The following is a 21,403-nucleotide window of genomic DNA, read 5'->3' on the forward strand; positions in this document are numbered from 1 at the left end:
GAAACACCATGTCATTCATCAATCCGTGTCACCGCAGCCTCGCCTATGGCGACGGCCACATCCAGGGCGACGGTCAGCTCGGCCAGGTGGTCCGCGTGGTCGGCGACGACCTGTTCGCCGTCAACACCGATCCCACCAAGCGCTCCTTCGGCATCCTGATCAAGGACTACGCCGGTGGCGAAATGCCCGGTATCTACTGCGATGGCGGCGTCTACGAGACCGACGCCTTCGAAGGGACCGTCGTCGCCGGAGACGACCTGAAAGTTTCGGCGGGCGGTCGCCTGACCAACGGCGTCGCGGCCGGAGAGCATGTCGTCGCCCACGCCATTTCCGTACAGAGCGGCGTCCTCAAATTTCGCCTGCTCGTCTAACCCAAGGAGCCAACGCACATGAAAACCAATCAGTTGAAGATTCACTCCCAGGAGTACATGGAAACCATGGCGCGGCTCATGAGCGAGGCTCTCGAGTCGCCCGAAGGCATGCGGGCGCTCGCCGCCGCCATTGCCGCGCCCATCGAACAGGAGATCAAGCGCAAGGAGATCTCCTCGCTGCTGCTCACCAAGCACACGCTGCCCAAGGGCGAACGTCCGGTTTACCAGAAGAAACCGACCGTCAAGGCCCACTGGATCAGCAAGGACGGCGACGCCCAGGAGCAGGAGGTGGGCAAGGACGAAGTCGAGTTCCCCACCAACCGCATCCACTCCAATCCGATGGTGGACGTGTCCGTCCTCAAGAACGGCAACATCGGCACGCTGATGGACATCCAGACCAGCGCCGCCGACGCCATCCGCAAGGAGATGGACCGCCGCACCATCTCGGTGCTCTCCTCGGCCATCCCGGCGACCAACACCATCGAGGTCACCGGCGACCTGCTCACCGAGGATGCGCTGAACGAAGCCATCTCGATCATCGAGGACCTGGAGCTGTCGGTGAAGTACATCGTCATGCGCGGCCGCCGGTTCAACGACATGCGCGGCTGGAACCTCGATCCCCAGACCAAGCTCGAGCTGCGCCAGAAGGGTGTCATCAAGAACTACGGCACCGGCGGCATTCTGCTGACCGCCTCCATGCCGCTGGACGAGATCATCATCGTCCCGGATGAAGAGGTCGGGAAGATGCCGGTGCGCGAAAACCTGAAGACGGAGTCCATCGATCAGAAGACCCGCTTCAAGACCGGCTGGCTGGTGTGGTCCGAAATCGGCCAGGGCATTACCCGCCCTGACATCATGGCCAAGGTCAAACTGGTTCCGTAATCTTAGGAGGTGACGTGAGATGAATCGAATCAAGAACATCCGTCCCGGCGTTCTGGTGATCCCCGACGCCGGGCTGAAACTCAAGCCCGGCCAGGTAGTCGAGGTGGAACGCCTCACCAAGCAGATCCAGGCGGCGCTCAAGAACGGCCGCCTGGCCATGGCCGACAAACCGAAGCAGGAACCGCTCGCCCCTCCAGAGCCCGACCAGGACGCGGAACCGGTGGACCTGAGCAAGCTCTCCGCCACCGACGCCATCTCCAGGGTCAACGAGGAGGCCAATCCTGAGACCCTCAAAGGCTACATGGACACAGAGAAACGCCGCACGGTGATCGACGCGCTCAAGAGCCGTCTGGAGGGCCTGCAAGGTGCTGCTGAGTGACCTGATCGCCGACCTGCGGCTCGACCTGTCCGACCCGGGCGCATCTCTCTTCGAGGACCAGACTCTGGAGAGATGCGTCCGGAAGGCCGTTTTCCGGGTCGGCCGAGACCTCGACCAATCGCTGACCGTCACGGCCGGAGAGATTATCCCAGAGCCGTCCGGAGAGGTTCGCGAGCTCCTGGTGATCATGGCGCAGATCCACGCGTGCCAGGTTATGCGCTCGGCCACCGCCAACGCCTTTTCCTTTTCCAGCGGCGACAAGCGGGTGGACAAAACCGGCCAGCCCGGCCACTGGGCCAAGCTCGAGGCCGATCTGCTCGCGGACTACCGGCAACGCATCGCCGAACTGTTACCCAACGCGCAGGTCGATCCTGAATCCTACATCCTGACCCCGAGCGGACTCACTCCAGTCATCTACGAACAAGGGATCGATCTCGATGTTGTTGAATGACCGGGAACGCGCTGAAGCCGTGGCCGACGTCGCCCGGCTGATCCTCTCCTCGGGCCAGACCGCACGCATCCTGCGCGTGGTTCCCGGCGAGCGGCTCTACGGCACCGACGATGCCGAATACACGGAAATCTCCGTCATCCCCCTCGAACTGAACGAAACCCCGCCGGAGGAGCTGAGCGGCAAGATCGACGCGCTCGCCTGTGTCCTTCCGGATGCCGATGTCCGGGGTGAAGACCGCCTGGCCTCAGACAGGGAAACCTATCGCATACAGAGTGTGGAAGAAGAACACTTCTTCGGCACCGTCACTCATAAGAACCTGCAACTGGTGAAGCTCAATGGGCGTTAGGCGGACCGGTGACTGGGACAAGGCCCGCGCCAAGCTGACCACCGGCATGGGGCCACGTCTGGCCACGGCCCTGCGACAGGCCACGATCCGCAACGCCCTTTTTCTGGTGCGCGAGATCCAGCGGGGGATTCGCTCCCAGGCCCCGGGCGGACAGGCCTTCGTGAAACTCGCCGAGAGCACCATCGAGCGCAAAGGCTCAAGCAAGGCGCTCATCGACACCGGCTTTCTCGTCAACGCCATCACCCAGAAGATCATGGCCGACAAGGCGTTCGTCGGCCTGCTGCGCGGCACCGTCAACAAGGACGGGGAAGACATGGTGAACATCGGTGCCGTCATGGAGTACGGGGCCACCATCAAACATCCGAACGGCGCGACCATCATCATCCCCGCCAGACCCTTTCTGCATCCGGTGATGGATAAGTACCGCGAGCAGATCCTCCAGAACTATCGCGAGGCGATCCGCTCCGCGCTTTGAGCCTCCGACACATCGCCAGCGCTTCCGGTAAGTAACCAGGCAGAAACCGGAGGCGTCCCTTGAGCACGATACAGACCGTCACAGAAACCCTGATCCGCCTGGCCAAACAGGCCATCCACCCGGACACCGTGCTGGTGTTCCCGGATGACCTGTTCGAGGTCCAGCGTACCCCCAGCGTCATCCTCCAGGGGCCGAAGCTGGCGGAAGACCGTTTCCGCCGCAGCCAGAGCCGCCTGTTCGAGAAGAATGTCGCGGAGCTGAGTTTCGAGGAGTGCCGGTTTCCCCGGCTCTATCACCTCGATTTCGACCTGGTGGTAACCGTGGATCGGGAGGCCGAACTGCTCGGTTTTCACGAGTCGGTGTCGCGGTTCCTCCAGCTTCACCCGGAGATCGCCATCGCCGACCAGGGCAACCTGAACCTTACCGAACTGGTTCCTCTGGGCGGCCTGGCCCGGGTGAACCTCTCCAATCTTCGGCAGAGCTCCGGACGCATCCGCATCGAATCCTGCCCGGTGTACGACGGCGACCTGCGCGACGGTCGGCTGATCCGGGACCGGACCTTCCAGTTTCACGGCGACGTGACAGAGCAACGAACCATTCAACCGTAAAGGAGAACAACCGTGATCGAGATCAGAAACCTGCAGTTCCAACCCCTGACGTTAAACCTCTCCGGCCAGGGAACCCTTCACCTCGGGCCGCGAGAACGCAAGAGCATCGCCCGCAAGGACCTCTCCGCCGAGATCAAGACCGCCGGAAAACGCGGCCTGGTGCGCATCACCGACCTGACCGGCGGCGTGGAACCGGAACCGGAAAAGCCCACGGCAACCGATGACGCCGCAGCCGATGAGGCCAAGACCACCAGCAAGCGGAGGAAATAACCATGCCGACCTATCTATCCCCCGGGATTTACACCCGGGAAACGGACTTCAGTTTCTATGTGAAGCAGATCTCGACCTCGTCGGCCGCCATGGTCGGAGTGGCCGAGAAAGGCCCGATCAACAAGCCCGTGCTGGTGACGAGCTGGGAGCAGTTCATCAACCGTTTCGGCTCCTATATCAACGAGAGCTATCTGGCCTACGCCGCCCGGGCGTTTTTCGACAACGGCGGCTCGGTCCTCTATGTCACCCGCATCGCCCATCTCACCGACCCCACCGACCGGGACACCCTGACGGCGCTGAAGTCTTCCATCGTGCTGCAGAACCGGGAGGCGACGCCCGCCGACGCCCTGCGGATCGAGGCCGTGAACGAAGGCGTCTGGGGCGACCGAATCTCCGTCTCCATCGAGGATGGCTCTCTAGATCCGGCCAACCATTTCAACCTGGTGGTCCGGCACAAAGGCGATGTGGTCGAGGTGTTCAAGGATCTGAGCATGGACGAGACGCTGCCGAACCATGTGGAGCTGGCGATCAACGACCGTTCGGATTTCATCCTGGTCCAGGATCTGGCAGCCGCGTCGGGAACGCCCGGCAACCGTCCGGCATTGGGCGTGTTCGCGCTCAGCGGCGGCGACAACGGACTGACCGATCTGGCCGATGCGGACTTCATCGGCGATCCCTCGCAGCATACCGGCCTCTATGGCTTTGACGAGATCGACGCCCTGAACCTGCTGATGGTTCCCGGCGTCACCACGGTGCCGGTCATCAACGCCGGAATCACCTATGCCGAAGGGCGCAAGGATCTGCTGTTCATCGCCGACACGCCCATGCATCTGGAGCCGCTCGAAGCGGTCGACTTCCGCAAGGGGCAAGGGATGTACAGCCACGCGGCCTTCAACTCCTCCTACGCGGCGCTCTACTACCCCTGGCTGGAGATCAGTGATCCGGTCAACTCGCGCAAGAAGCTGATGCCGCCCTGCGGCGCGGTGGCGGGCTGCATCGCCCGCAGCGACCAGAAGACCAACGTCTGGAACGCGCCCGCCGGTATCGACCGTGGCCGCATCTTCAACACGCTCTCCCTGGCCTACAAGACCAGCCGTGGCGAGCGAGATGTGCTCTATCCGGAGGGGATCAACGTCATCGCCGTGTTCCCCGACACCGGCATCAACATCTGGGGCCAAAAGACACTGCAGAGCCAGCCCTCGGCCGTGGACCGCATCAACGTCCGCCGCCTGATGATGTACATGGAGGAAGCCATCTCGGAATCCTCCCGCTTCGTGGTGTTCGAGCCGAACCATCCCCAGACCTGGCGTGCCCTCGGCCGCCTGATCAACCCCTTCCTGCAGGACATCAAGGACAAGGGCGGCCTCTACGACTTCGCTTTCCAGTGCGACGAGGAGACCAACACCCCGGCGGTCATCGACCGCAACGAAATGGTGGCCCGCGTGTTCGTCAAGCCGACCAAGACGGCGGAGTTCATCGAGCTGAACTTCATCCTGACCAGCACCGGCGCGGACTTCAAAGAAATCATCTAACGGGAGAACACGGCTATGAGAAGCGGAAACATGCCCAAGAGCCTTTACCAGAACTGGCAGTTCGCCATCGAGGTAAACGGCTTCGACGTGGCCCTGTTCCACAAGGGACAGGAGCCCAAAACCGAATTCGAGGAAGTGGCCTTTGCCCCGGCTGGTTCGATGTTCGACCAGAAGGTGGCGGGCCGGGTCAAGTTCGAGGACATCACCCTCGAGAAAGGCAACCTGCAGGACGGCTCCGACGAGGCGGCCCGCGAATGGATCAAGAAACAGGTGGACGTGAACGCCGTCACCGGCGGCCTTCCGGCCGACTACATGCGCGACATCGACGTTGTCCGCTACGACCGCACCGGCAACGAGACCCGCCGCTGGACCCTGCACGGGGCCTGGGTGAAGGCGCTCGAATACGACGAGCTCGAAGGCGGCAACACCGAAAACACCATCGAGAAGCTCACCATCTGCTTCCAGTACTGGACCTAAACCGGAGGATCGACCATGTACAGCTTTGAACTGCCAAGCGGCACTGAACTCGAGCTCCGGGAAATGACCGGGGCCGAGGAAGAACTGCTCACCAACCAGCGCCTGATCCGCTCCGGAGAGGCGATCAACCAGGTGCTCCGCAACTGTTTCGTCCGGCTGGGCGAGAAGACCGACCCCGATCTTTCCGAGGTGATGAACCTGCTCTCGGGTGACCGGCTGTTCGCCTTGGTCCGCCTGCGCCAGATTTCCCTCGGCGACGAGGTGGAGCTGGAGCTGAGCTGCCCGAACAGCGCCTGCCGCATGACCAACTTCGTGACCGTCAATCTCGAGGATCTCAAGGTTACTCCCTACGGCGAGGAGCGGGAGTTCGCCTTCAAGCTGCCCGGCTCCAAGAAAACCGTGCGCTTCGGATATCTCGACGGCCACAAGGAAAAGCGTCTGGCCAGCCTGCGCGAGCCCAACATCAGCTCGGCCATGCTGATCCGCATCCTCGACATCGACGGCAAGGCCCCTTCCAAGAAGAGCCTGGCGGAAATGTCGATGCGCGACCGCAACGCCCTGCGGCAGGAGATGTCGCGGGTCGACGCGGGAATCGACACCTCGGTCGAAACCGAATGCGATGGCTGCGGCACCAAGATCCGCACCCGTCTGGAGGCCGAACCGGCTTTTTTGTTCCCAGGAGTTCGCTTGTAAGCGACGCATTCTTTCTCGCTTACGGCGGACTGCACTGGGGCTGGTCGGAAACCCGCTCGCTGCCGCTCAGGGTCCGGCGTCAGTTCGTCGAGGCCCTCGAGCGGCAGCTTGATTTTGAACGTGAGCAAACGGAACGGCGATAGATGAACGGCGATCTCGGACTGGGCATAGTGGTATCGATGAAGGATGCGTTCTCGCAGAACGCGCAGCGCATCCGTGGTTCCATGATGGACCTCGATTCCACCGTGGCGGATGCCAGCGAGCGGATGACCCGCAACCTGGACCGTATCCAGCAAGGCACCATGATGCTGGGGGCGGGACTGGCCCTGATGGCAGCGCCCGCCGCCCTGGTCGCCTCCACCGCCGCGACCCAGAAGGCCTTGGGCGAGCTGGCGTCCCTTGGCGTGCAAGACCTCCGGGCCATCGAGGACGCCGCAGAATCTTTCACCAACCAGTGGTCCGGTGCCGACAAGGCGGCGTTCATCACCGCCACCTACGACGTGAAATCGGCCCTGTCCAACCTCAGCGACGAGGCGGTGGGCGTCTTCACCTCCATGGCCGCCATGACCGCCAAGGCGACCAAGGCCACCACCCAGGAGATGGTCGGCACCTTCACCACGGCCTACGGGATCTTCAAGCCCATCATGGCCGACATGAACGACATGGAATGGGCGACCGCCTTTTCCGGAGCCATGGCGCAGACCGTGGCCTCGTTCAAGACCAACGGCACCCAGATGGCCGACGCCATCAAGAACATCGGCGCGGTGGCGGCCGCGAGCAACATTCCCCTGAACGAGCAGCTCGCCGTGCTCGGCCAGCTCCAGACCACCATGCCGGGCTCCGAGGCGGGCACGCTGTACAAGGCGTTCATCATGAAGGCGGCCGAGGCCGGTGACGAGCTTGGCCTGTCCTTCACCGACACCAGCGGCCGTCTCAAGGGCGTGGTTCCCATCCTGCAGGAGATCAAGCGCCAGTTCCCCGATCTCTCCAACGCCGCCGCCCAGGTGAAACTGAAGAAGGCCTTCGGCTCGGACGAGGCGGTCAAGTTCCTGCTGCAGATGTCGGCGGGCATGGAGAGCCTCGAAGGCAATATCCAGTCGGTGGGCCGAGCCATGAAGACCGGCACGGCGGTCACCGAACAGATGGCCGACGCCATGAACCAGGACATCGGAGCCCGGTTCCTGCTCCTGCGCCAGCAGGTGGCCAACCTCAGCGAAATCCTGGGACGCACTCTGCTACCGGTGGTCACGCCGGTGATCAACGGCGTCTCCGGCTTCATTCTGTTCCTACAACGCATGGCCAAATCGATGCCGGGCGTGACCCGGGTAGTCCTTGGATTATCCATGGCCCTCGGCACCATTCTGGTCGTGGCCGGAGCCGTCACCGCCGCCGTGGGCATGGTGGGACTCATGCTTCCAGCCATCAAGGCCGGGTTCGTGGCCATCAGCGCCGCGCTCGCCGGGGTGGGTTCGGCGGTCGCGACCTATTTTCTGCCTGTTACCGCGATCATCGCGGGCGTGATCCTGTCGGTGTATCTGCTCAAACGCGCCTGGGAAACCAACTTCGGCGGCATTCAGGAGATCATCACCGGGGCCTGGAACAAGGTCTCGCTGGTCTTCCAGGGGATCAGAGAGCTGGTGGGTTCGCTCAGCGGCGGCGTCGGGCAGATGTCGGCCGAACTGGCCCAGAAGCTCGAATCCGCCGGGCTGTTGGGCTTCGTGGTCACCGTTTTCAAGGCCTATTACCGGGTTCGTGAGGCCATGGCCGGATTGTGGGGCGCTTTTTCCCATGCCTTTGACCGCATCCGCGCCATCCTCGAACCCACCGTCCGCACCCTGATGAGTGCCTATGCGGCGCTGGCCAGCGCAGTCTTTTCGGTGGTGGAGATCTTCGGCGTGGCCGCCAGCGCCACCGATGGGTCGTCCTGGCGCACCTTCGGCACGGTTATCGGCACCGTCGCCGGTGTGCTTCTGCAGGGGTTGGCGTTCGCGCTGAAGATCGTGGCCTGGAACCTGTCGCTCATCGTGCGAGCCCTGGCGGTGGTGGTGCGCAGCGTGGGCTGGGTCGGCAAGGCCATCGTCGGATCACTGATCGGAGCGACCAAGTTCATCTACAAGTTCCTGTTGCCTGTGCGCATGATCGGCGAGGCCTTCATGGCCGCCGGGAAGATCGTCTATGCGGTCTGGCAGGTGCTGAGCGGCGACATCTCCCTGCTGGACGGTCTCAAGGCCATCGGCGGCGCGGTCTACGATTTTCTTGCCACCCCGTTCCGCTGGGCGCGGGATGTGGTGGTCGGTGTCTGGAATTTCATTTCCGGGATATTCACCTCCATCGGACGCCTGGTGGCCGACGCCGCTGGACAGATCGGCCAGGCGATTCTGAATCTGCCGATTATCAGCACCCTGCGTGAGCTGTTTGCCACCGTGCGCTCCTTCTTCGCCGGGGACACCACCTTCTTCGAGGCGGGCAAAAAGCTGCTGATCACCCTGGGCGAAGGGATCTGGTCGGCGGTGACCTATCCCTTCACCATGCTCAAGAACGCCCTGGGCAAGCTGCGCAATCTGCTGCCGTTCTCCGATGCCCGCGAGGGACCACTCGCCAGCCTGACCGCCTCCGGTTCCGCGCTGCTCAAGACCCTTGCCGACGGCATGAGCCTTACCCAGTCGCTGCCCGCGAAAGTGTTCGGCTTCGCCACTCGCGGGATTCTCACAGCCGCTGCGGGAGCCTGGCAGCAGATCAAAACGGCAGGCGGCAACCTCATGGACGCCGCCTCGGCTCCCTTCCGCATGGCTGGAAAACTCTGGGATGGGTTGACCTCCGGGGCTCAAACCGTCGCGGCCAAGGCCGGTGCCATCTTCGGCGGTCTCAAACAATCCCTGTTTGGCGACACGCCCGTATTGGCGCTCAAACCGCCCCAGGTCAATGCTTGGGACGCGCTGGCCACGGGAGCCGTCAATCTCCGCAACCGGATCGTTGCCACGCTGTCGGCCGTCCCCGGCGCTGTCGGTCGAATCTTTGCCAACGCCGGTGCCGAGGGGCAAACCCTCTGGCAGAGGCTTTCCAGTGGCGCGAGCGCGGGCATTCAGGCGATCAAGGATCGCAGTGCCGGGATCGCCAACGGTTTGCTCTCATCCGCTCGCGCCATGCTGGGAGTCCAGACCCCGATTCCGCAGGTGGCCGAGCAGAAGCAACCGCTCGAGACCGTGCAGCCCGCTGAATCGATTGGGCAACGCATCATCGAAAGCGTGCTGAGTCTCGTGCCGCGTCTGGACGAGCGCCTGGTGCCCAAGGCCCTGAGCGCCATGCTGATGCTCCAGCCGGTCATGGCCACTGCCGCGCCGCCTCCGCAACCGATGAACGGCATCGTGCAGACCGTCGCGGCGGCCGTCGAGCCGGTAAGTAAGAGCTATATCCAGCCGTTCGCGGTGGAACCGGCACTGGAAAACGGAGATGCCTCTCTGGCTCCGGCCGGGATCGAGCGGCCCAAGACAACCGCGCCGACTCCGATAGCGAAGCCCTTGCAACCGGGACTCGCCGAGACGGTGCCTTCCGAGCGGTTGATCGCTCCGGCTCGCACCGCTCCCGCGACACCCATGCACGGAGAGGACGCCGGTCCGGGGCTGCGCGAACTGCTGGAATCGCTGCTCTCGCGCCTCAATGGCTTGGCCGACCGACCGGTGGAACTGAGCGTGACCACCAACATCGATGGCCGGAAGGTGGCCGAGGCCGTCTACAAGGATCTTCGGGAGCGGAAGATCAGAAACTACGAAACCCTTTGAGAGAACCGATGAAACGCATCTTTGTCTGCAGCCCGTTCGCGGGCGACATAGCCCGAAACGTCAGGGTCGCCGAGGCACTTTGCCGTCGGGTCATGAGAAGCGGTCACGCGCCGTTCGCGCCGCATCTGCTGTATCCGACCTTCACCGACGACAGCGTTCCCGAGCAGCGGGAGACGGGCATCGCCTGCGGCCTGGCCTACATGGAATGTTGCGACGAGGTGTGGGCGTTCACCGGCAACGGCATTTCCAACGGCATGCGGCGGGAACTCGACCGGGCCGGACAACTGGGCAAACCGATCATCGAGATCGTCGAGGTGTAAGCAATGGCCTGGGATCAACAACCCATCAAGGGATATCTGGTGGACGCCGACACGGGGGAGCGGCTCGAATTCCAGTACAACCCCAACTCCATCAGCGACGAGAAGTCGACCGACTACGCGACGATCAAGATCCCCGGTATGAGCCACCCGCGCTACCAGTACGTCGCCGGGGAACCGCGCCGGATCGCCTTCAAGGTCGAGCTGTTCAAGGGGCCGGTGAAACAGAAGGTCGACTGGCTCCGCTCGCTGCAATATCCGGAACACGCCGGAACCATGCTCAAGAACGCGCCGCACCGCGTACTGCTGATTTTCGGCGATCTCTACCCGGGCGTGACCTGCATCGTCCGTCAGGTGAAGGCGCGGTTCTTCGGCCTGTTCGACCGGGACAACCTGCTGCCGCAACGGGCTGAGGTGGACATCGTCCTCGAGGAATACGTGGACCGTTCCATCAACTGGTCGGAGGTACGTTCATGATCGGCCGCGATTCCCGATACGCCCGCTGCGTTCTCTACCGGGACAGCGACGGCACCTCCCTCGGCATGCGCCAGCGCATCGACACCACCCCCAGACACGACGACCGCCTGCACACCGTGGTCGAGGGCGACCGCCTGGATCTGCTCGCGCACCGCTATCTGGGTGACGCCAGGCTCTGGTGGATCATCTGCGACTACAACGACCTCTTTTTCCCGTTGGCGCTCGAGCCGGGTCTGGCGCTGCGCATTCCCTCCCGCGAACACGTCCAGATGCGCCTGCTCGACTGAAGCGTCCGACACCTCGCCATGCCTTCCGGTAAGTAAGCAGGGAACTGCGAACTACCGGAGAGACGCATGGATCTGGATACCTTCAAGCCGACATTTCTGATTCAGATCGAGGGGCAAGACCTCTCGAAGGACATCACCCAGGAGATCACCTCGTTCGTTTTCACCGACAACGAGGAGGAGTTGGATGTCCTCGAACTGTCGGTGACCGACCGCAACCTGCAGTTCGTCGACGATCCGCTGTTCCAGGAAGGCAACGAGATCGTGGCCCGCTTCGGCTACGTGGGGAACCTCTCTCCGCGCAAGAAAGCGGTCATCAAGGACATCGATTACGACTTCCCGGAAAACGGCGATCCGACCATCCGCATCAAGGCCTACGACAAGGGCTTCAAACTCGCGGGCAAGGAAAACCAGAAGGTCTGGCAAAAACCTGCTCCCGGCATCCTCTATTCGGAAATCGCCGAACAAGTCGCCGCCGCCAACGGCCTCACGCCGGTGGTCACGGCCACCAAGGGGACCCATCTCCGCGTCACCCAGAGCAACATCTCGGACGCCCAGTTCCTCAAGGAGCTGGCGGAAAAGGCCCGCGACCGCGATGGCGACGGCGTCAGCGGCTATGTCTTCTACATCCAGGACGACGAACTCCATTTCCATCCCCGCGAACTCGACCAAACGCCGCTGCTGACCCTCGAATATTTCACCGACACCAAGGGCCTGCTGCGCTCGTTCCGCCCCAGCACCCAATCCCAGGGAGCCAAGGGCGCGGGTGTCGAGACCAAGACGGTCGGCGTCGACCCGCGCAAGAAGGACGTAGTCGAGCACAAGGCCAACAACGCCACCACGCCCGAGCGGACGGCCCTGGGCAAGCAGACCTATCTGGTCGACGGCAACACCGGCGAAGGCAGCTTCAAGGAACAGGAGACGGGGCAGATCGTGCCCTGCTTCGACCGTTCCGAAGGCTTTCACGAAGAGCCGCGCCAGGAGCCCGCCCAGGACAGCGCCGAAGGCAAGTTCCGCGAGGCCGAGCTGCGCCAGGTCGAGGCGGACGCCGCCACCATTGGCATTCCCCAGCTACGCGCCAAGAAAAACGTCGAGATCAAGGGCGTGGGCCAGAAGTTTTCCGGCATCTACTACTGCCACTCGGTGCGCCACAGCATCAGCAGCGCAGGCTATCTCTGCGAACTCAAACTCAAGAAGAACGCCCTCGGCAAGGGCGCGGGCGACAAGTCCGCCGAGTCCCAGGGCAAACCCAACGACAAGGAGGCCCCGCCCACGCCGCAAAACGAGCCGCCAGCCATGGTGACCATCGACGCGGACTCCGGCGCGGTCACACAAGGAGGCGGCAATGGGTGATCTCAGCAAGAATTTCAACCGTTCGGAATTCGCCTGCAAGGGCAAAAACTGCTGCGGCCATTCGGCTGCGGTCCATCCCGACCTGGTCGACGCCCTGCAGACCCTGCGCGACCGCATCGGCAAACCGCTGTCCATCACCAGCGGCTTTCGCTGCAACCGACACAACAAGGCGGTGGGCGGCGCGGAACAGAGTTTCCACACGCTGGGCATGGCGGCCGACGTGAGCTGTCCCGCTGGCGTTTCGCCTGAAGCACTGGCGGTCATCGCCGAGGAGATCCCTCTCTTCCGCGAGGGCGGCATCGGGGTCTACGCCTCCTGGGTTCATCTCGACGTGCGCCAGTCGGGCAAGGCGAGGTGGCGGTCATGAGCGCCCAAACCAAGACCCTGTTTTCCGGCACCGCGCTGGGTCTCTCCGGACCGCTTCGGGTGGAGATCCTGCCCAATGGAATGACCGCGAGGCTGACCCAGCCGTTCCGTGTCCGCACCGGCGCTGGCCGCATCATCGAAGTGCCCGCCGGGTTCGAGACCGACTTCGCCTCGGTGCCGCGCCTGTTCTGGCGCGTGGTGCCGCCCTGGGGACGATATTCCCCGGCGGCCGTCGTTCACGACTATCTCTACCACACCGGCAAGGTCTCGCGGCTTGCTGCCGACCGCCTCTTTCTCGAACTGATGGCGGCCCTGGGCGTGCCTCTGTGGAAAAGGCAGGTCATGTATTGGGCGGTTCGTCTGGGCGGCTGGCTGGCCTGGGACGCCAGTCGAAAGCGGGAGGCGGAGCATGCTTGAAACCCGCGACCGTCAATCCGAGGAACGCTACCGCAACCGCTGGTACGGCAAGTACCGGGCCTTCGTGCGCGACAACAACGACCCCGAACGCCTTGGCCGGGTCCGTCTGGAAATCCCAGCCGTGCTCGGTAGCGGGCGGGAGAACTGGTCCGAATGGGCCGCGCCCTGTTTTCCCTACGGCGGCAACGACGACACCGGTATGTTCCTGATCCCAGAAGAAGGAGCTTCGGTCTGGGCAGAGTTCGAGGGAGGCGTAGTCCAGTATCCGATCTGGACTGGGGTCTGGCTGGCCAAGAGCAATCCCGGCGAGCAACCCGAGGAATCGAAACGCACCTGCGCGAATGCCTTCTGCCATGACTGCGAGGACAAGGTCGAGCATCAGGCCAACCGGCACGACGATCTCGAACACAAGAAATACCACGGCCATCCGCCGTATTACTGCCCGCGCCTCAAGGTCCTGCTCAAGACCGAAACCGGCCACACCATCCTGGCCGATGACCGCGACGGCGACGAGCTGCTGAGGATTATCGACCGCGCCGGACAGATCCTCACCATGGAAGGGAAGGTGAAGCCGGAGATGCAGAGCGGCAACGCCCTGCGCCGAGGCACGAAGGACGCCGAGAAAGGCGACCAGCTCGACATCGCCTCGCAGATCGTCGGCTCCCGCGCCCGCATCCAGCTCACCGACCTCTGCCGCCAGCAGGTGATCCTCGAAGCCTGGCAGGATAAGGAGAAGGTCCACATCCTTTCGTGCGACAAGGGCCGTTCCCGCTGGCAGAAGATCCTCATCGACACCACCAAGGGCCGGGAAAAGGTTCACATCTGGGGACTCAACGGCACCCAGGAAATCCTCGTCGATTCCACCGCCGCCGCCGAACAGATCCGGCTCACCGACAAGGCCGGTCAGGTGGTGCGCATGAACGCCGCGCCCGGCCAGGAGAGCATCAGCGCCACCGACAAGTCCGGCAGCCTCGTGTTCATGGATGGGGTGGCCGGAAACATCATCATTCGCTCGACGAACACCGTCTTGATCAACACATGAAGGAAGCATCGCATGGGAGAAAGAACAACAACGCCCTCCGGACTTTCGGCCAGCGAGGAATTGCTGGCCCGGACCTTCGATCATTGGCGGGAGGAATTCCGCAGCATCCTCGAAAACCACCGCCGGGAAATCCAGGACCGACTCGAGAAGATCGAGCGTGAAATCGAGAAGAAATCGGACAAGGAAAACGTCGAGGTACTGGTCCGCTCGATCTATTCCGATCTGCACCGGCACGCCGAGGAGATCGACCGGCTGCACGCCCGGGTCGGCTCCAAGATGGGGACCGAGACCATGTGGAAGATCGTCGGCCTGGTGCTGACCATCGGCAGCACCATCGGCGGACTCGTCGGCTTTCTGATCCATCTGCTGCTGAAGGTAAACCCATGAGCTCCCAGGCGCGACTCGGCGACATCAGCAGTCACGGCGGCGTCATCATCACCGGAGCGAGCCGGACGCTGGACAACGGCATGCCGGTGGCCCGCATGGGGGATCTGCACGTCTGTCCCATCCCGGGGCATGGCGTGACGCCCATCGTGACCGGCAGCTTCGATACCATCACCGAAGGATTGCCCAACGCCCGCATCGGCGACATCACCGCCTGCGGAGCCATCATCGTCACCGGCAGTCCCGACACCATCGACAACTGAGGAGGCCGCCATGAACACTCTCGAACAGCCGCAGGAACCGCACTACTGGGATGTCTTCCCGAAGCTGATCCGCGTCTCGCGATCCCCATTCGTCCAGCGCATTCCGCTCTCGATCCGTGGCCTACCCGAAACACCGGTGTTCGAATCGTCCAATCCCGACGTGGCCAGTGTCGATGAAGACGGCAATGTCGAATGCGGCTTCGTTCCCGGAGCGGCCATGATTCTGGTCTGGGATTCGCCCGAGCGGCTCAGCCTGCGGCACGTTCAGGTCGAGGTCTATGGCGGCGGCGTCTCCGCACCGGTGGAGGTCCCTTCATGACGGATGCCCCGCCAACCTTTTGCCACTGGGAGGTACAGCCTCGCTCCATCCGCCTCTCCGCTGGCGAGTTCGAGCAACGGATTCCGCTCTCACTGCGCGGCGACGTGGACGCCCCGGTCTTTGCCACCAGCAATCCGGAGGTCGCGGAGATCGGGCCGGACGGTGTCATTCGCTGCGGCTGGACCATCGGCAACGCCGTGCTCATGGTCTGGCGATCCTCGGCCCGGGACAGCCTTCGCCATGTTCTGCTGGAGGTCCGCGATCCGTCCTGGTTCGCCGACCACCCGGACTTTGCCAGCGGAGCCACGGTCTTCCTCAGCGGCATGGTGGTCAACGCCCTCAACACCAGCGGCGTCGGCAACGCGCTGATCGAATTCCGCCGCTCGGAAACCGGCCCGACGGCGTTCCAGACCTTCGCCAACGCCTATGGCGGGTTCGAGCTGTCCGTACCTGAAGGGTTCTATTACATAGAGGTCACCGCGCCGGGATACATCGCCTGGCATGGCTGGGTGAATGCCGACCCCAACACATCCGGCGACATCCAGATCGTTCTCTCGCCCGAACTCGACGGCCAGGTCGCCCGCATCGTGTTGCAGTGGGGCCTGAACCCCCGGGATCTCGATTCCCATCTCACCGGACCGACGCCATCCGGCGGCAGGTTCCATGTGTTCTATTCCCACACCATCGAAAACGAGGCGGCGGAATTGGACGTGGACGACACCAGTTCCTACGGGCCGGAGACCATCACCATCCATCGGCTCATCCCCGGTGTCTACCGCTACGCAGTCCACGACTACACCAACCGCAACGCCAATCCGAGCACCGGCCTGGCGCAGTCCGGAGCATCGGTGAAGGTGTTCTTGAGCGATGGCCGTGAGCAGACCTTCAACGTTCCCAACGCCCCCGGCACGGTCTGGACCGTGTTCGAAATCGACGGCGCGACCGGAACAGTGACGGCGGTCAACGCCATGAGCTATCAATCCCAACCCGCCAATGTCGGCATGTAATGGAGGTTATCCATGATTTCCGAAGAACCCTCCGAATTGCAGGCCACTATCGAGCAGACCGATTCCGGCGAGCAGCAGTATGTGCTGCGGGCGCTCTGCGATCACCTGTCCGGCATCCGTGAAGAGCTTTCCGGCATCCGCACGCTGCTGGAAGCCGGTCACGCCGCTTCGGAGGCGATGCGCGGCCAGGCCCAGGCCTATCTGGAGGCCCAGCAGGCCAGGACCCAGGAGTACCTGGACCAGGTTCAGATCGAGCCGGAGCCCGATTTCTATCCCTTCGTCGAACTGCCTGTGGGCACCGAACCCCGGGATCTGCCGGACGGCAACCGGCTCTTCACCTTGCCCGACGGCATGATCCTGCGGACCACTGACGACCAGCGAATCTGCGTCATCGACGCCGGGGAGCAGCAGGTCGTCACCCCCGGACCCGGCACGGCCGTCGAGGTCGCCCCGGGACGCCTTTACACCCTGGTCGAGTCCTATCTGAGCGCGACCCGGGAGGCAGCCGGTATCAGCGGACTGCCCGCCGGGATCGATCCGACCGCCATGGGCGCGGAACGCTTCGCGGTGGATCTGCCCGAGGGCATCCGTCTCGACGTCGATCACCGGGAGCGGTTCATCACCCTGATCAACCCGGCCGGACCAATCGACATCATCGGCATCGGCCGCATCGAGGGCATCGGCGAGACCATCACCGTTCGTCTGCTTTCCGGGGGAGCCAAGGGATTCCAGTGCGGCAAGTCCGGCCACGGCGGGCTGATCGAGGCGGACGGAACCATTCACCTGGGGCTCAAGAGCGGCCTGGATCTGGTGATCCGTTTCCAGGGAGAAGCTATCGACGACGACACTTCGGAAAGCGGCTGCTCGGGACAGTGCGGCATCGACTGCGAGGAGCGTACCTGATGAGCTATGACTTTCTCGGCAAGGGATTGCGCTACCCGTTCCGGTTTCAGTCGGTATCCGGCGGCACCCAGATCTCGGCCGCCACCTCGCGGGAGCACGAACATATCCGCGAAAGCATCCTGCAGATCCTCGGCACCCGGATCGGCGAACGGTTCATGAATCCGGAGTTCGGCTCCAGGCTGAAGGATCTGGTGTTCGAACAGAACGACGAGGTGCTCAAGGGTCTGCTGCGCCATTACGTGATCGACGCCATCAAGCGCTGGGAAAAGCGGGTGATCATCACGGAGGTGCGCTTCGACGACCGGCCGCTGAACATCGACTGCAACCTGCTGCTGGTGCATATCGCCTACCGGGTGATCCAGAGCCAGGTGGACGGCAACCTGGTCTATCCCTTCTACAGAGAAGACCCGAACAATCCCGCGCCCAGCTATCCCCAGCCGGAGCCCGAGCCGGAACCGCAGCCGGTGCGCAGCGTGCGCCTGTCGCCGGACGTGCGCTCGCTGTTCAATCTGCTCTGGTTCGACGCGGCCGAGATGAGCCCCGATCCGGACGATTCCTTCACCTGGCCAGCCGGGGAATACGAAGTCGCCTACATCGAGGGAGCCTTTCAGGACCGCAACGGCAAGTGGATCGTCAGCGACCCGGGTGACAACCACGGCCATTACCTGGTCTTCGAGGGAGCGCCTGAAACCGAAGCGCCCCAGGCCGAGCACGCCCTTTATCTGGCCGCGAGCGGTCTGGGTTTCGACACCCAGAGCCAGGCGGAAGACAACGCCGCTGGCACCATTCACCGGATCACCACGTTGGAGCCGGGCCGCATCGGCCTGTTCTATTTCGAGGGCAAAAAGGAATCCCACTATCTCAACAACACCTCCGGGCAGCCCAATCCCGTCTGGCAACTGCGCGGCCCGCTCTGAGGCATCCCGCCTCCGACACATCCAGGCCCCTTCCGGTAAGTAACCGGCGTGGCGAGAGCATCAGGCGCTCTCGCATAACCGCCGAAAACCGGAGAGACCATGGGCCGCGCAAGCATCGGATACATCAACAAGGATTACGAATCGATCCGCCAGGAGCTGTTGGCGAAGATCCCGCAGCTCACCGACCGCTGGACCGATTTCAACCACTCCGATCTCGGCGTCGTCCTGCTCGATCTGTTCTGCGGCGTGGGCGACATGCTGGCCTACTACCTGGACGCCCAGGCGGCTGAGGCCTTTCTGCCCACGGCCCGCCAGCGGCAGAACGTCATCAACCTCTGCAAGCTCATCGGCTACCGGCTGGACTCGCCGGTGGCCTCCACCACCACGCTGCGCTTCCGGCTCTCCGCCCCGCTCGGCAAGGATCTGACCATTCCGGCGGGGACGGCCTGCCGCGCCTTGCTGAGTGACGGCGAGGCGGATTTCGAGACGGTCGAGGACGGCTTGATCCCGCGAGGCGTACTCTCGGTGGACATCCCGGGTCGGCAAGGCGTGCGCCGCACCGAGACCTTCACGTCAACGGGGCTGCCATTCCAGCGCATCCGCCTGACCGGCGACGTCATCGCCCAGGGCACCATCACCGTTACGGTGGGGGACGACGCCTGGAGCGAGGTCGATCACTTCCAGGACAGCCTGGCCGACAGCCGCCATTTCATGGCCGACCTGGACGCCCTCGACATCTCCACCCTGATTTTCGGCGACGGGCAAAGCGGCGCTGTACCCGCTCAGGGAAGCGCCATCACCGTCAGCTATCTGCAGACCATCGGAGACCAGGGAAATCTCGGCCCTAACCGGATCACCCAACTGCTGAGCCCGGTCTACCGCGACGGCGGCCAAGTCTCCCTGACCGTCACCAACCCGGTGCCCGCCACCGGAGGAGCGTCGCGGGAAGCCCTCGAACACGCCCGCCGACAGGCACCGGCGGAGCTGCGCAGTCTCTGGAAGGCCGTCACCCTGGAGGATTACCAGGCCCTCGCCGAAGGTTACCCAGGCGTCGCCAAGGCCAAGGTGCTCGACACCAATGCCTGCCAGAACATCCGCTATTACAACGTCCAACTGGCCATCGCCCCCAACGGCGGCGGCATGCCCTCGGCGCTGCTCAAGCGGGACCTCGCGGAGTTTCTCGAACGCCGCAAGGTCATCACGGTCGAGATCAACCTGTTCGATCCGATCTACCGCCCCGTTTCCATCGACGCCGAGGTCTACATCTGGCCCGGTGAACCGCTGGAAAACGTGCGCAGCCGCATTGAAGCCGCGCTCACCGATTTCTTTTCCTTCGACCGGGTCTCCTTCGGCCAGACCATTCACTTCTCCGACCTCGTCGCCCTGATCGACGGAGTGCGCGGGGTCAGCCACATGCACCTCTACGCACCCCAGCAGGACATCGAGTTGCGCCACGGTGAAATCCCGGTTCTCGGCAGTGTCAACCTCGATCTGCGGAGGGCCGGTTGATGTCGGATTGGTTCAAGGACAATCTGCTCGGCCTGCTGCCGCCGCTTTACGAGCACAACGACGAGGCCGGTGACCTGCGCACCTTTCTGAGCCTTCCCGCCGGAACGCTCGACGAGCTCAAGCAGGCCATCGACGATTTCCCGACCATTTTCGACGTCGATCATTGCGACGAGCGCTTCCTGCCGTTGCTGGCGAGACTCGTCGGCCTCGAAGTGGACGGCACCTGTTCGCCGGACTGCCAGCGCCGCCGCGTGCGGGAAGCTGTCGAAATCTATCGCCGCAAGGGCACCATTCCGGCCATCGAACGCGACTTTAACGCGCTCGGTTGGCAGGGGGAACTCCAGGAAACCTTCCGCTCGGCTCTGCGTCTCAATGCCCGCTCCAGACTCAGCAGCGCCAAGCTACCAGGGCTGGTGTTCAGCCTCGGCGTGTTTCGTGTGCTGTGTCTCAACCAGACCGAGGGACTGCGCGACGCCCTGGTGTTTCACCACCCGGCGGGCACTCGCTGTTTCTGGCTCCAGTTTCTGCTCGAATGGATCGAAGGCGGCGCGATGCTCGACTTCGGGCACGCCAACGCCGTGCGCCGGATCGTATTGGCGTTTCTCGACGAAACCTTCGTCCTCGGACGTTCCTCGCTCGGTTCCTGCCGACACCTGACCAACAAGCAGAGAGTCTGGGAGCTGCTGCAGCTCACCAGTACCACGGAGATGATCCCGGAGATCGACCGGGCCGCCGTGAAGGTCTCCCGTTTTCACGGCCGCCAGAACCGGATGCGCCTGAACCACAAGGCCCTCAACGACTGGCGGCTGCCGTACACCCGCGTCGGAGAGGATCGGGTTTCCTTCTGCACACCCATCTACACCGGCCGTAATTTCGAAGGCGATGTGCTGGAAAGCGGCTTCGGGCTGGGTGAGAGCCATCTCAACCGCAAGCCGCTGACCCATGGTGAGACCGAGCTGCGCTACTGCTTCCGGCAGAAGGATTTCTTCTTCGACACGCAGGCGGAACCGGTTGAACGGGCGGAAGCCAAGTACGACCTGCGCCTGCCCCTGGAATCCCGGCACCGCCTCTGCTTCCAGCTTGGCCGCGCCAGGCTCAACGAAGGTCTCGATCTCACCGCCAACCAGGGCGGCATCAGCAATCTGCTGCTCGCCTCCACCGCTGGCTGCGACGCGGACGTCACCCTGGCCGTGGACCGGATCGACCGATGGCGGCGGAGAGGGCCTGTGTTCCGGCTCAACGCGAACACCCTGAACACCCGGTATCTGAGCAATGCGAATCTGACCGGCGAACGGGCCTCGCTTGAAGTCTACGTGGACACAGGCTCTCTCCAGCGCCATCGGGTCGAGACCATGAAGTTGGGCGCAAGTCCGCTCAACACCACCGGCCTGCGTCTCTCCGTGGATCGGACCCGCCCGATGCGCGTCAGCCGCATGCGCCTCAACCAGGCCGGATTCCGCTGGTCGCGGCCGTCCTACCGTTGGCTGTTCCGTCAACAGGACCTGCACGCACCGACGCAGGCCGGGTTCGAGGCCGCCACCAACAACTATCGCGCCACCCAGTGGCCCACCTGAAGGAGAAC

Annotated in this window: 26 protein-coding genes and 1 pseudogene; all 27 read left to right on the forward strand. The window is 63.5% G+C overall.

Annotation, left to right across the window (positions count from 1 at the left end):
* The first annotated feature begins 8 nt into the window (after positions 1-8).
* On the forward strand, positions 9-371 hold the full coding sequence (locus MPHASIOC01_RS14775) for a hypothetical protein (protein ID WP_013219066.1): 363 nt from the start codon (positions 9-11) through the stop codon (positions 369-371).
* Positions 372-389: 18 nt separating this feature from the next.
* On the forward strand, positions 390-1,253 hold the full coding sequence (locus tag MPHASIOC01_RS14780; protein WP_011700596.1) for an HK97-fold major capsid protein: 864 nt from the start codon (positions 390-392) through the stop codon (positions 1,251-1,253).
* 19 nt (positions 1,254-1,272) lie between these two features.
* On the forward strand, positions 1,273-1,632 hold the full coding sequence (locus MPHASIOC01_RS14785; protein ID WP_013258624.1) for a hypothetical protein: 360 nt from the start codon (positions 1,273-1,275) through the stop codon (positions 1,630-1,632).
* Positions 1,619-2,083, forward strand: a complete 465-nt coding sequence (locus MPHASIOC01_RS14790) for a hypothetical protein (protein WP_092193102.1) — start codon at positions 1,619-1,621, stop codon at positions 2,081-2,083. The genes MPHASIOC01_RS14785 and MPHASIOC01_RS14790 overlap by 14 nt, the downstream gene beginning before the upstream one ends.
* Positions 2,070-2,429, forward strand: coding sequence for a hypothetical protein (locus MPHASIOC01_RS14795; RefSeq protein WP_028320580.1), 360 nt, complete (start codon positions 2,070-2,072; stop codon positions 2,427-2,429). Before MPHASIOC01_RS14790 ends, MPHASIOC01_RS14795 begins: the two co-directional genes overlap by 14 nt.
* Complete coding sequence (locus MPHASIOC01_RS14800; RefSeq protein WP_092193098.1) at positions 2,419-2,904, forward strand: hypothetical protein; 486 nt, start codon at positions 2,419-2,421, stop codon at positions 2,902-2,904. The genes MPHASIOC01_RS14795 and MPHASIOC01_RS14800 overlap by 11 nt, the downstream gene beginning before the upstream one ends.
* 59 nt (positions 2,905-2,963) lie before the next feature.
* Positions 2,964-3,512: a hypothetical protein gene (locus MPHASIOC01_RS14805; RefSeq protein WP_092193096.1), complete on the forward strand. Its 549-nt coding sequence runs from the start codon at positions 2,964-2,966 to the stop codon at positions 3,510-3,512.
* A gap of 12 nt (positions 3,513-3,524) precedes the next feature.
* Positions 3,525-3,782 carry a hypothetical protein gene (locus tag MPHASIOC01_RS14810; protein ID WP_092193094.1) on the forward strand — a complete coding sequence of 86 codons (258 nt, stop codon included), beginning with the start codon at positions 3,525-3,527 and terminating at the stop codon, positions 3,780-3,782.
* Between the two features lie 2 nt (positions 3,783-3,784).
* Positions 3,785-5,314, forward strand: coding sequence for a phage tail sheath C-terminal domain-containing protein (locus tag MPHASIOC01_RS14815; protein ID WP_092193092.1), 1,530 nt, complete (start codon positions 3,785-3,787; stop codon positions 5,312-5,314).
* 30 nt (positions 5,315-5,344) lie between these two features.
* A complete protein-coding gene (locus MPHASIOC01_RS14820; RefSeq protein WP_225940361.1) occupies positions 5,345-5,791 on the forward strand; it encodes a phage tail protein in 447 nt (148 codons plus the stop codon).
* 15 nt (positions 5,792-5,806) lie between these two features.
* A complete protein-coding gene (locus MPHASIOC01_RS14825; RefSeq protein WP_029895034.1) occupies positions 5,807-6,484 on the forward strand; it encodes a hypothetical protein in 678 nt (225 codons plus the stop codon).
* Positions 6,485-6,813: 329 nt separating this feature from the next.
* A pseudogene (locus MPHASIOC01_RS27675) lies at positions 6,814-7,452 on the forward strand (phage tail tape measure protein); the annotation flags it as partial.
* A gap of 2,819 nt (positions 7,453-10,271) precedes the next feature.
* Positions 10,272-10,583 (forward strand): DUF4406 domain-containing protein, encoded by a 312-nt coding sequence (locus MPHASIOC01_RS14835; protein WP_353612832.1) that lies wholly within the window; start codon positions 10,272-10,274, stop codon positions 10,581-10,583.
* A 3-nt stretch (positions 10,584-10,586) separates the two neighbouring features.
* Positions 10,587-11,057 (forward strand): hypothetical protein, encoded by a 471-nt coding sequence (locus tag MPHASIOC01_RS14840; RefSeq protein ID WP_011366981.1) that lies wholly within the window; start codon positions 10,587-10,589, stop codon positions 11,055-11,057.
* Positions 11,054-11,344 (forward strand): LysM peptidoglycan-binding domain-containing protein, encoded by a 291-nt coding sequence (locus tag MPHASIOC01_RS14845; protein WP_022661714.1) that lies wholly within the window; start codon positions 11,054-11,056, stop codon positions 11,342-11,344. Before MPHASIOC01_RS14840 ends, MPHASIOC01_RS14845 begins: the two co-directional genes overlap by 4 nt.
* A gap of 66 nt (positions 11,345-11,410) precedes the next feature.
* Positions 11,411-12,694: a phage late control D family protein gene (locus MPHASIOC01_RS14850; RefSeq protein ID WP_022661715.1), complete on the forward strand. Its 1,284-nt coding sequence runs from the start codon at positions 11,411-11,413 to the stop codon at positions 12,692-12,694.
* The gene (locus MPHASIOC01_RS14855; protein ID WP_015721235.1) at positions 12,687-13,061 is read left to right on the forward strand and encodes a D-Ala-D-Ala carboxypeptidase family metallohydrolase; all 375 of its coding nucleotides are present in this window, start codon (positions 12,687-12,689) and stop codon (positions 13,059-13,061) included. The genes MPHASIOC01_RS14850 and MPHASIOC01_RS14855 overlap by 8 nt, the downstream gene beginning before the upstream one ends.
* The gene (locus MPHASIOC01_RS14860) at positions 13,058-13,477 is read left to right on the forward strand and encodes a DUF1353 domain-containing protein (RefSeq protein ID WP_133039028.1); all 420 of its coding nucleotides are present in this window, start codon (positions 13,058-13,060) and stop codon (positions 13,475-13,477) included. The genes MPHASIOC01_RS14855 and MPHASIOC01_RS14860 overlap by 4 nt, the downstream gene beginning before the upstream one ends.
* The gene (locus MPHASIOC01_RS14865; RefSeq protein WP_097010656.1) at positions 13,470-14,519 is read left to right on the forward strand and encodes a phage baseplate assembly protein V; all 1,050 of its coding nucleotides are present in this window, start codon (positions 13,470-13,472) and stop codon (positions 14,517-14,519) included. Before MPHASIOC01_RS14860 ends, MPHASIOC01_RS14865 begins: the two co-directional genes overlap by 8 nt.
* Positions 14,520-14,531: 12 nt before the next feature.
* On the forward strand, positions 14,532-14,906 hold the full coding sequence (locus MPHASIOC01_RS14870; protein ID WP_011700612.1) for a hypothetical protein: 375 nt from the start codon (positions 14,532-14,534) through the stop codon (positions 14,904-14,906).
* Positions 14,903-15,166 carry a PAAR domain-containing protein gene (locus tag MPHASIOC01_RS14875; protein WP_011366988.1) on the forward strand — a complete coding sequence of 88 codons (264 nt, stop codon included), beginning with the start codon at positions 14,903-14,905 and terminating at the stop codon, positions 15,164-15,166. The genes MPHASIOC01_RS14870 and MPHASIOC01_RS14875 overlap by 4 nt, the downstream gene beginning before the upstream one ends.
* 10 nt (positions 15,167-15,176) lie before the next feature.
* On the forward strand, positions 15,177-15,485 hold the full coding sequence (locus tag MPHASIOC01_RS14880) for a hypothetical protein (RefSeq protein ID WP_022661719.1): 309 nt from the start codon (positions 15,177-15,179) through the stop codon (positions 15,483-15,485).
* Positions 15,482-16,492, forward strand: coding sequence for a hypothetical protein (locus tag MPHASIOC01_RS14885; RefSeq protein ID WP_353612833.1), 1,011 nt, complete (start codon positions 15,482-15,484; stop codon positions 16,490-16,492). The genes MPHASIOC01_RS14880 and MPHASIOC01_RS14885 overlap by 4 nt, the downstream gene beginning before the upstream one ends.
* A 12-nt stretch (positions 16,493-16,504) precedes the next feature.
* A complete protein-coding gene (locus MPHASIOC01_RS14890; protein WP_022661721.1) occupies positions 16,505-17,395 on the forward strand; it encodes a hypothetical protein in 891 nt (296 codons plus the stop codon).
* On the forward strand, positions 17,395-18,312 hold the full coding sequence (locus MPHASIOC01_RS14895; protein WP_353612834.1) for a GPW/gp25 family protein: 918 nt from the start codon (positions 17,395-17,397) through the stop codon (positions 18,310-18,312). Before MPHASIOC01_RS14890 ends, MPHASIOC01_RS14895 begins: the two co-directional genes overlap by 1 nt.
* Positions 18,313-18,411: 99 nt before the next feature.
* Positions 18,412-19,821: a baseplate J/gp47 family protein gene (locus tag MPHASIOC01_RS14900; RefSeq protein WP_353612835.1), complete on the forward strand. Its 1,410-nt coding sequence runs from the start codon at positions 18,412-18,414 to the stop codon at positions 19,819-19,821.
* Positions 19,821-21,395, forward strand: coding sequence for a phage tail protein (locus MPHASIOC01_RS14905; protein ID WP_353612836.1), 1,575 nt, complete (start codon positions 19,821-19,823; stop codon positions 21,393-21,395). The genes MPHASIOC01_RS14900 and MPHASIOC01_RS14905 overlap by 1 nt, the downstream gene beginning before the upstream one ends.
* Positions 21,396-21,403 lie beyond the last annotated feature (8 nt).

The organism is Mangrovibacter phragmitis, from assembly GCF_040429585.1.
GTDB lineage: Bacteria > Pseudomonadota > Gammaproteobacteria > Enterobacterales > Enterobacteriaceae > Mangrovibacter > Mangrovibacter phragmitis.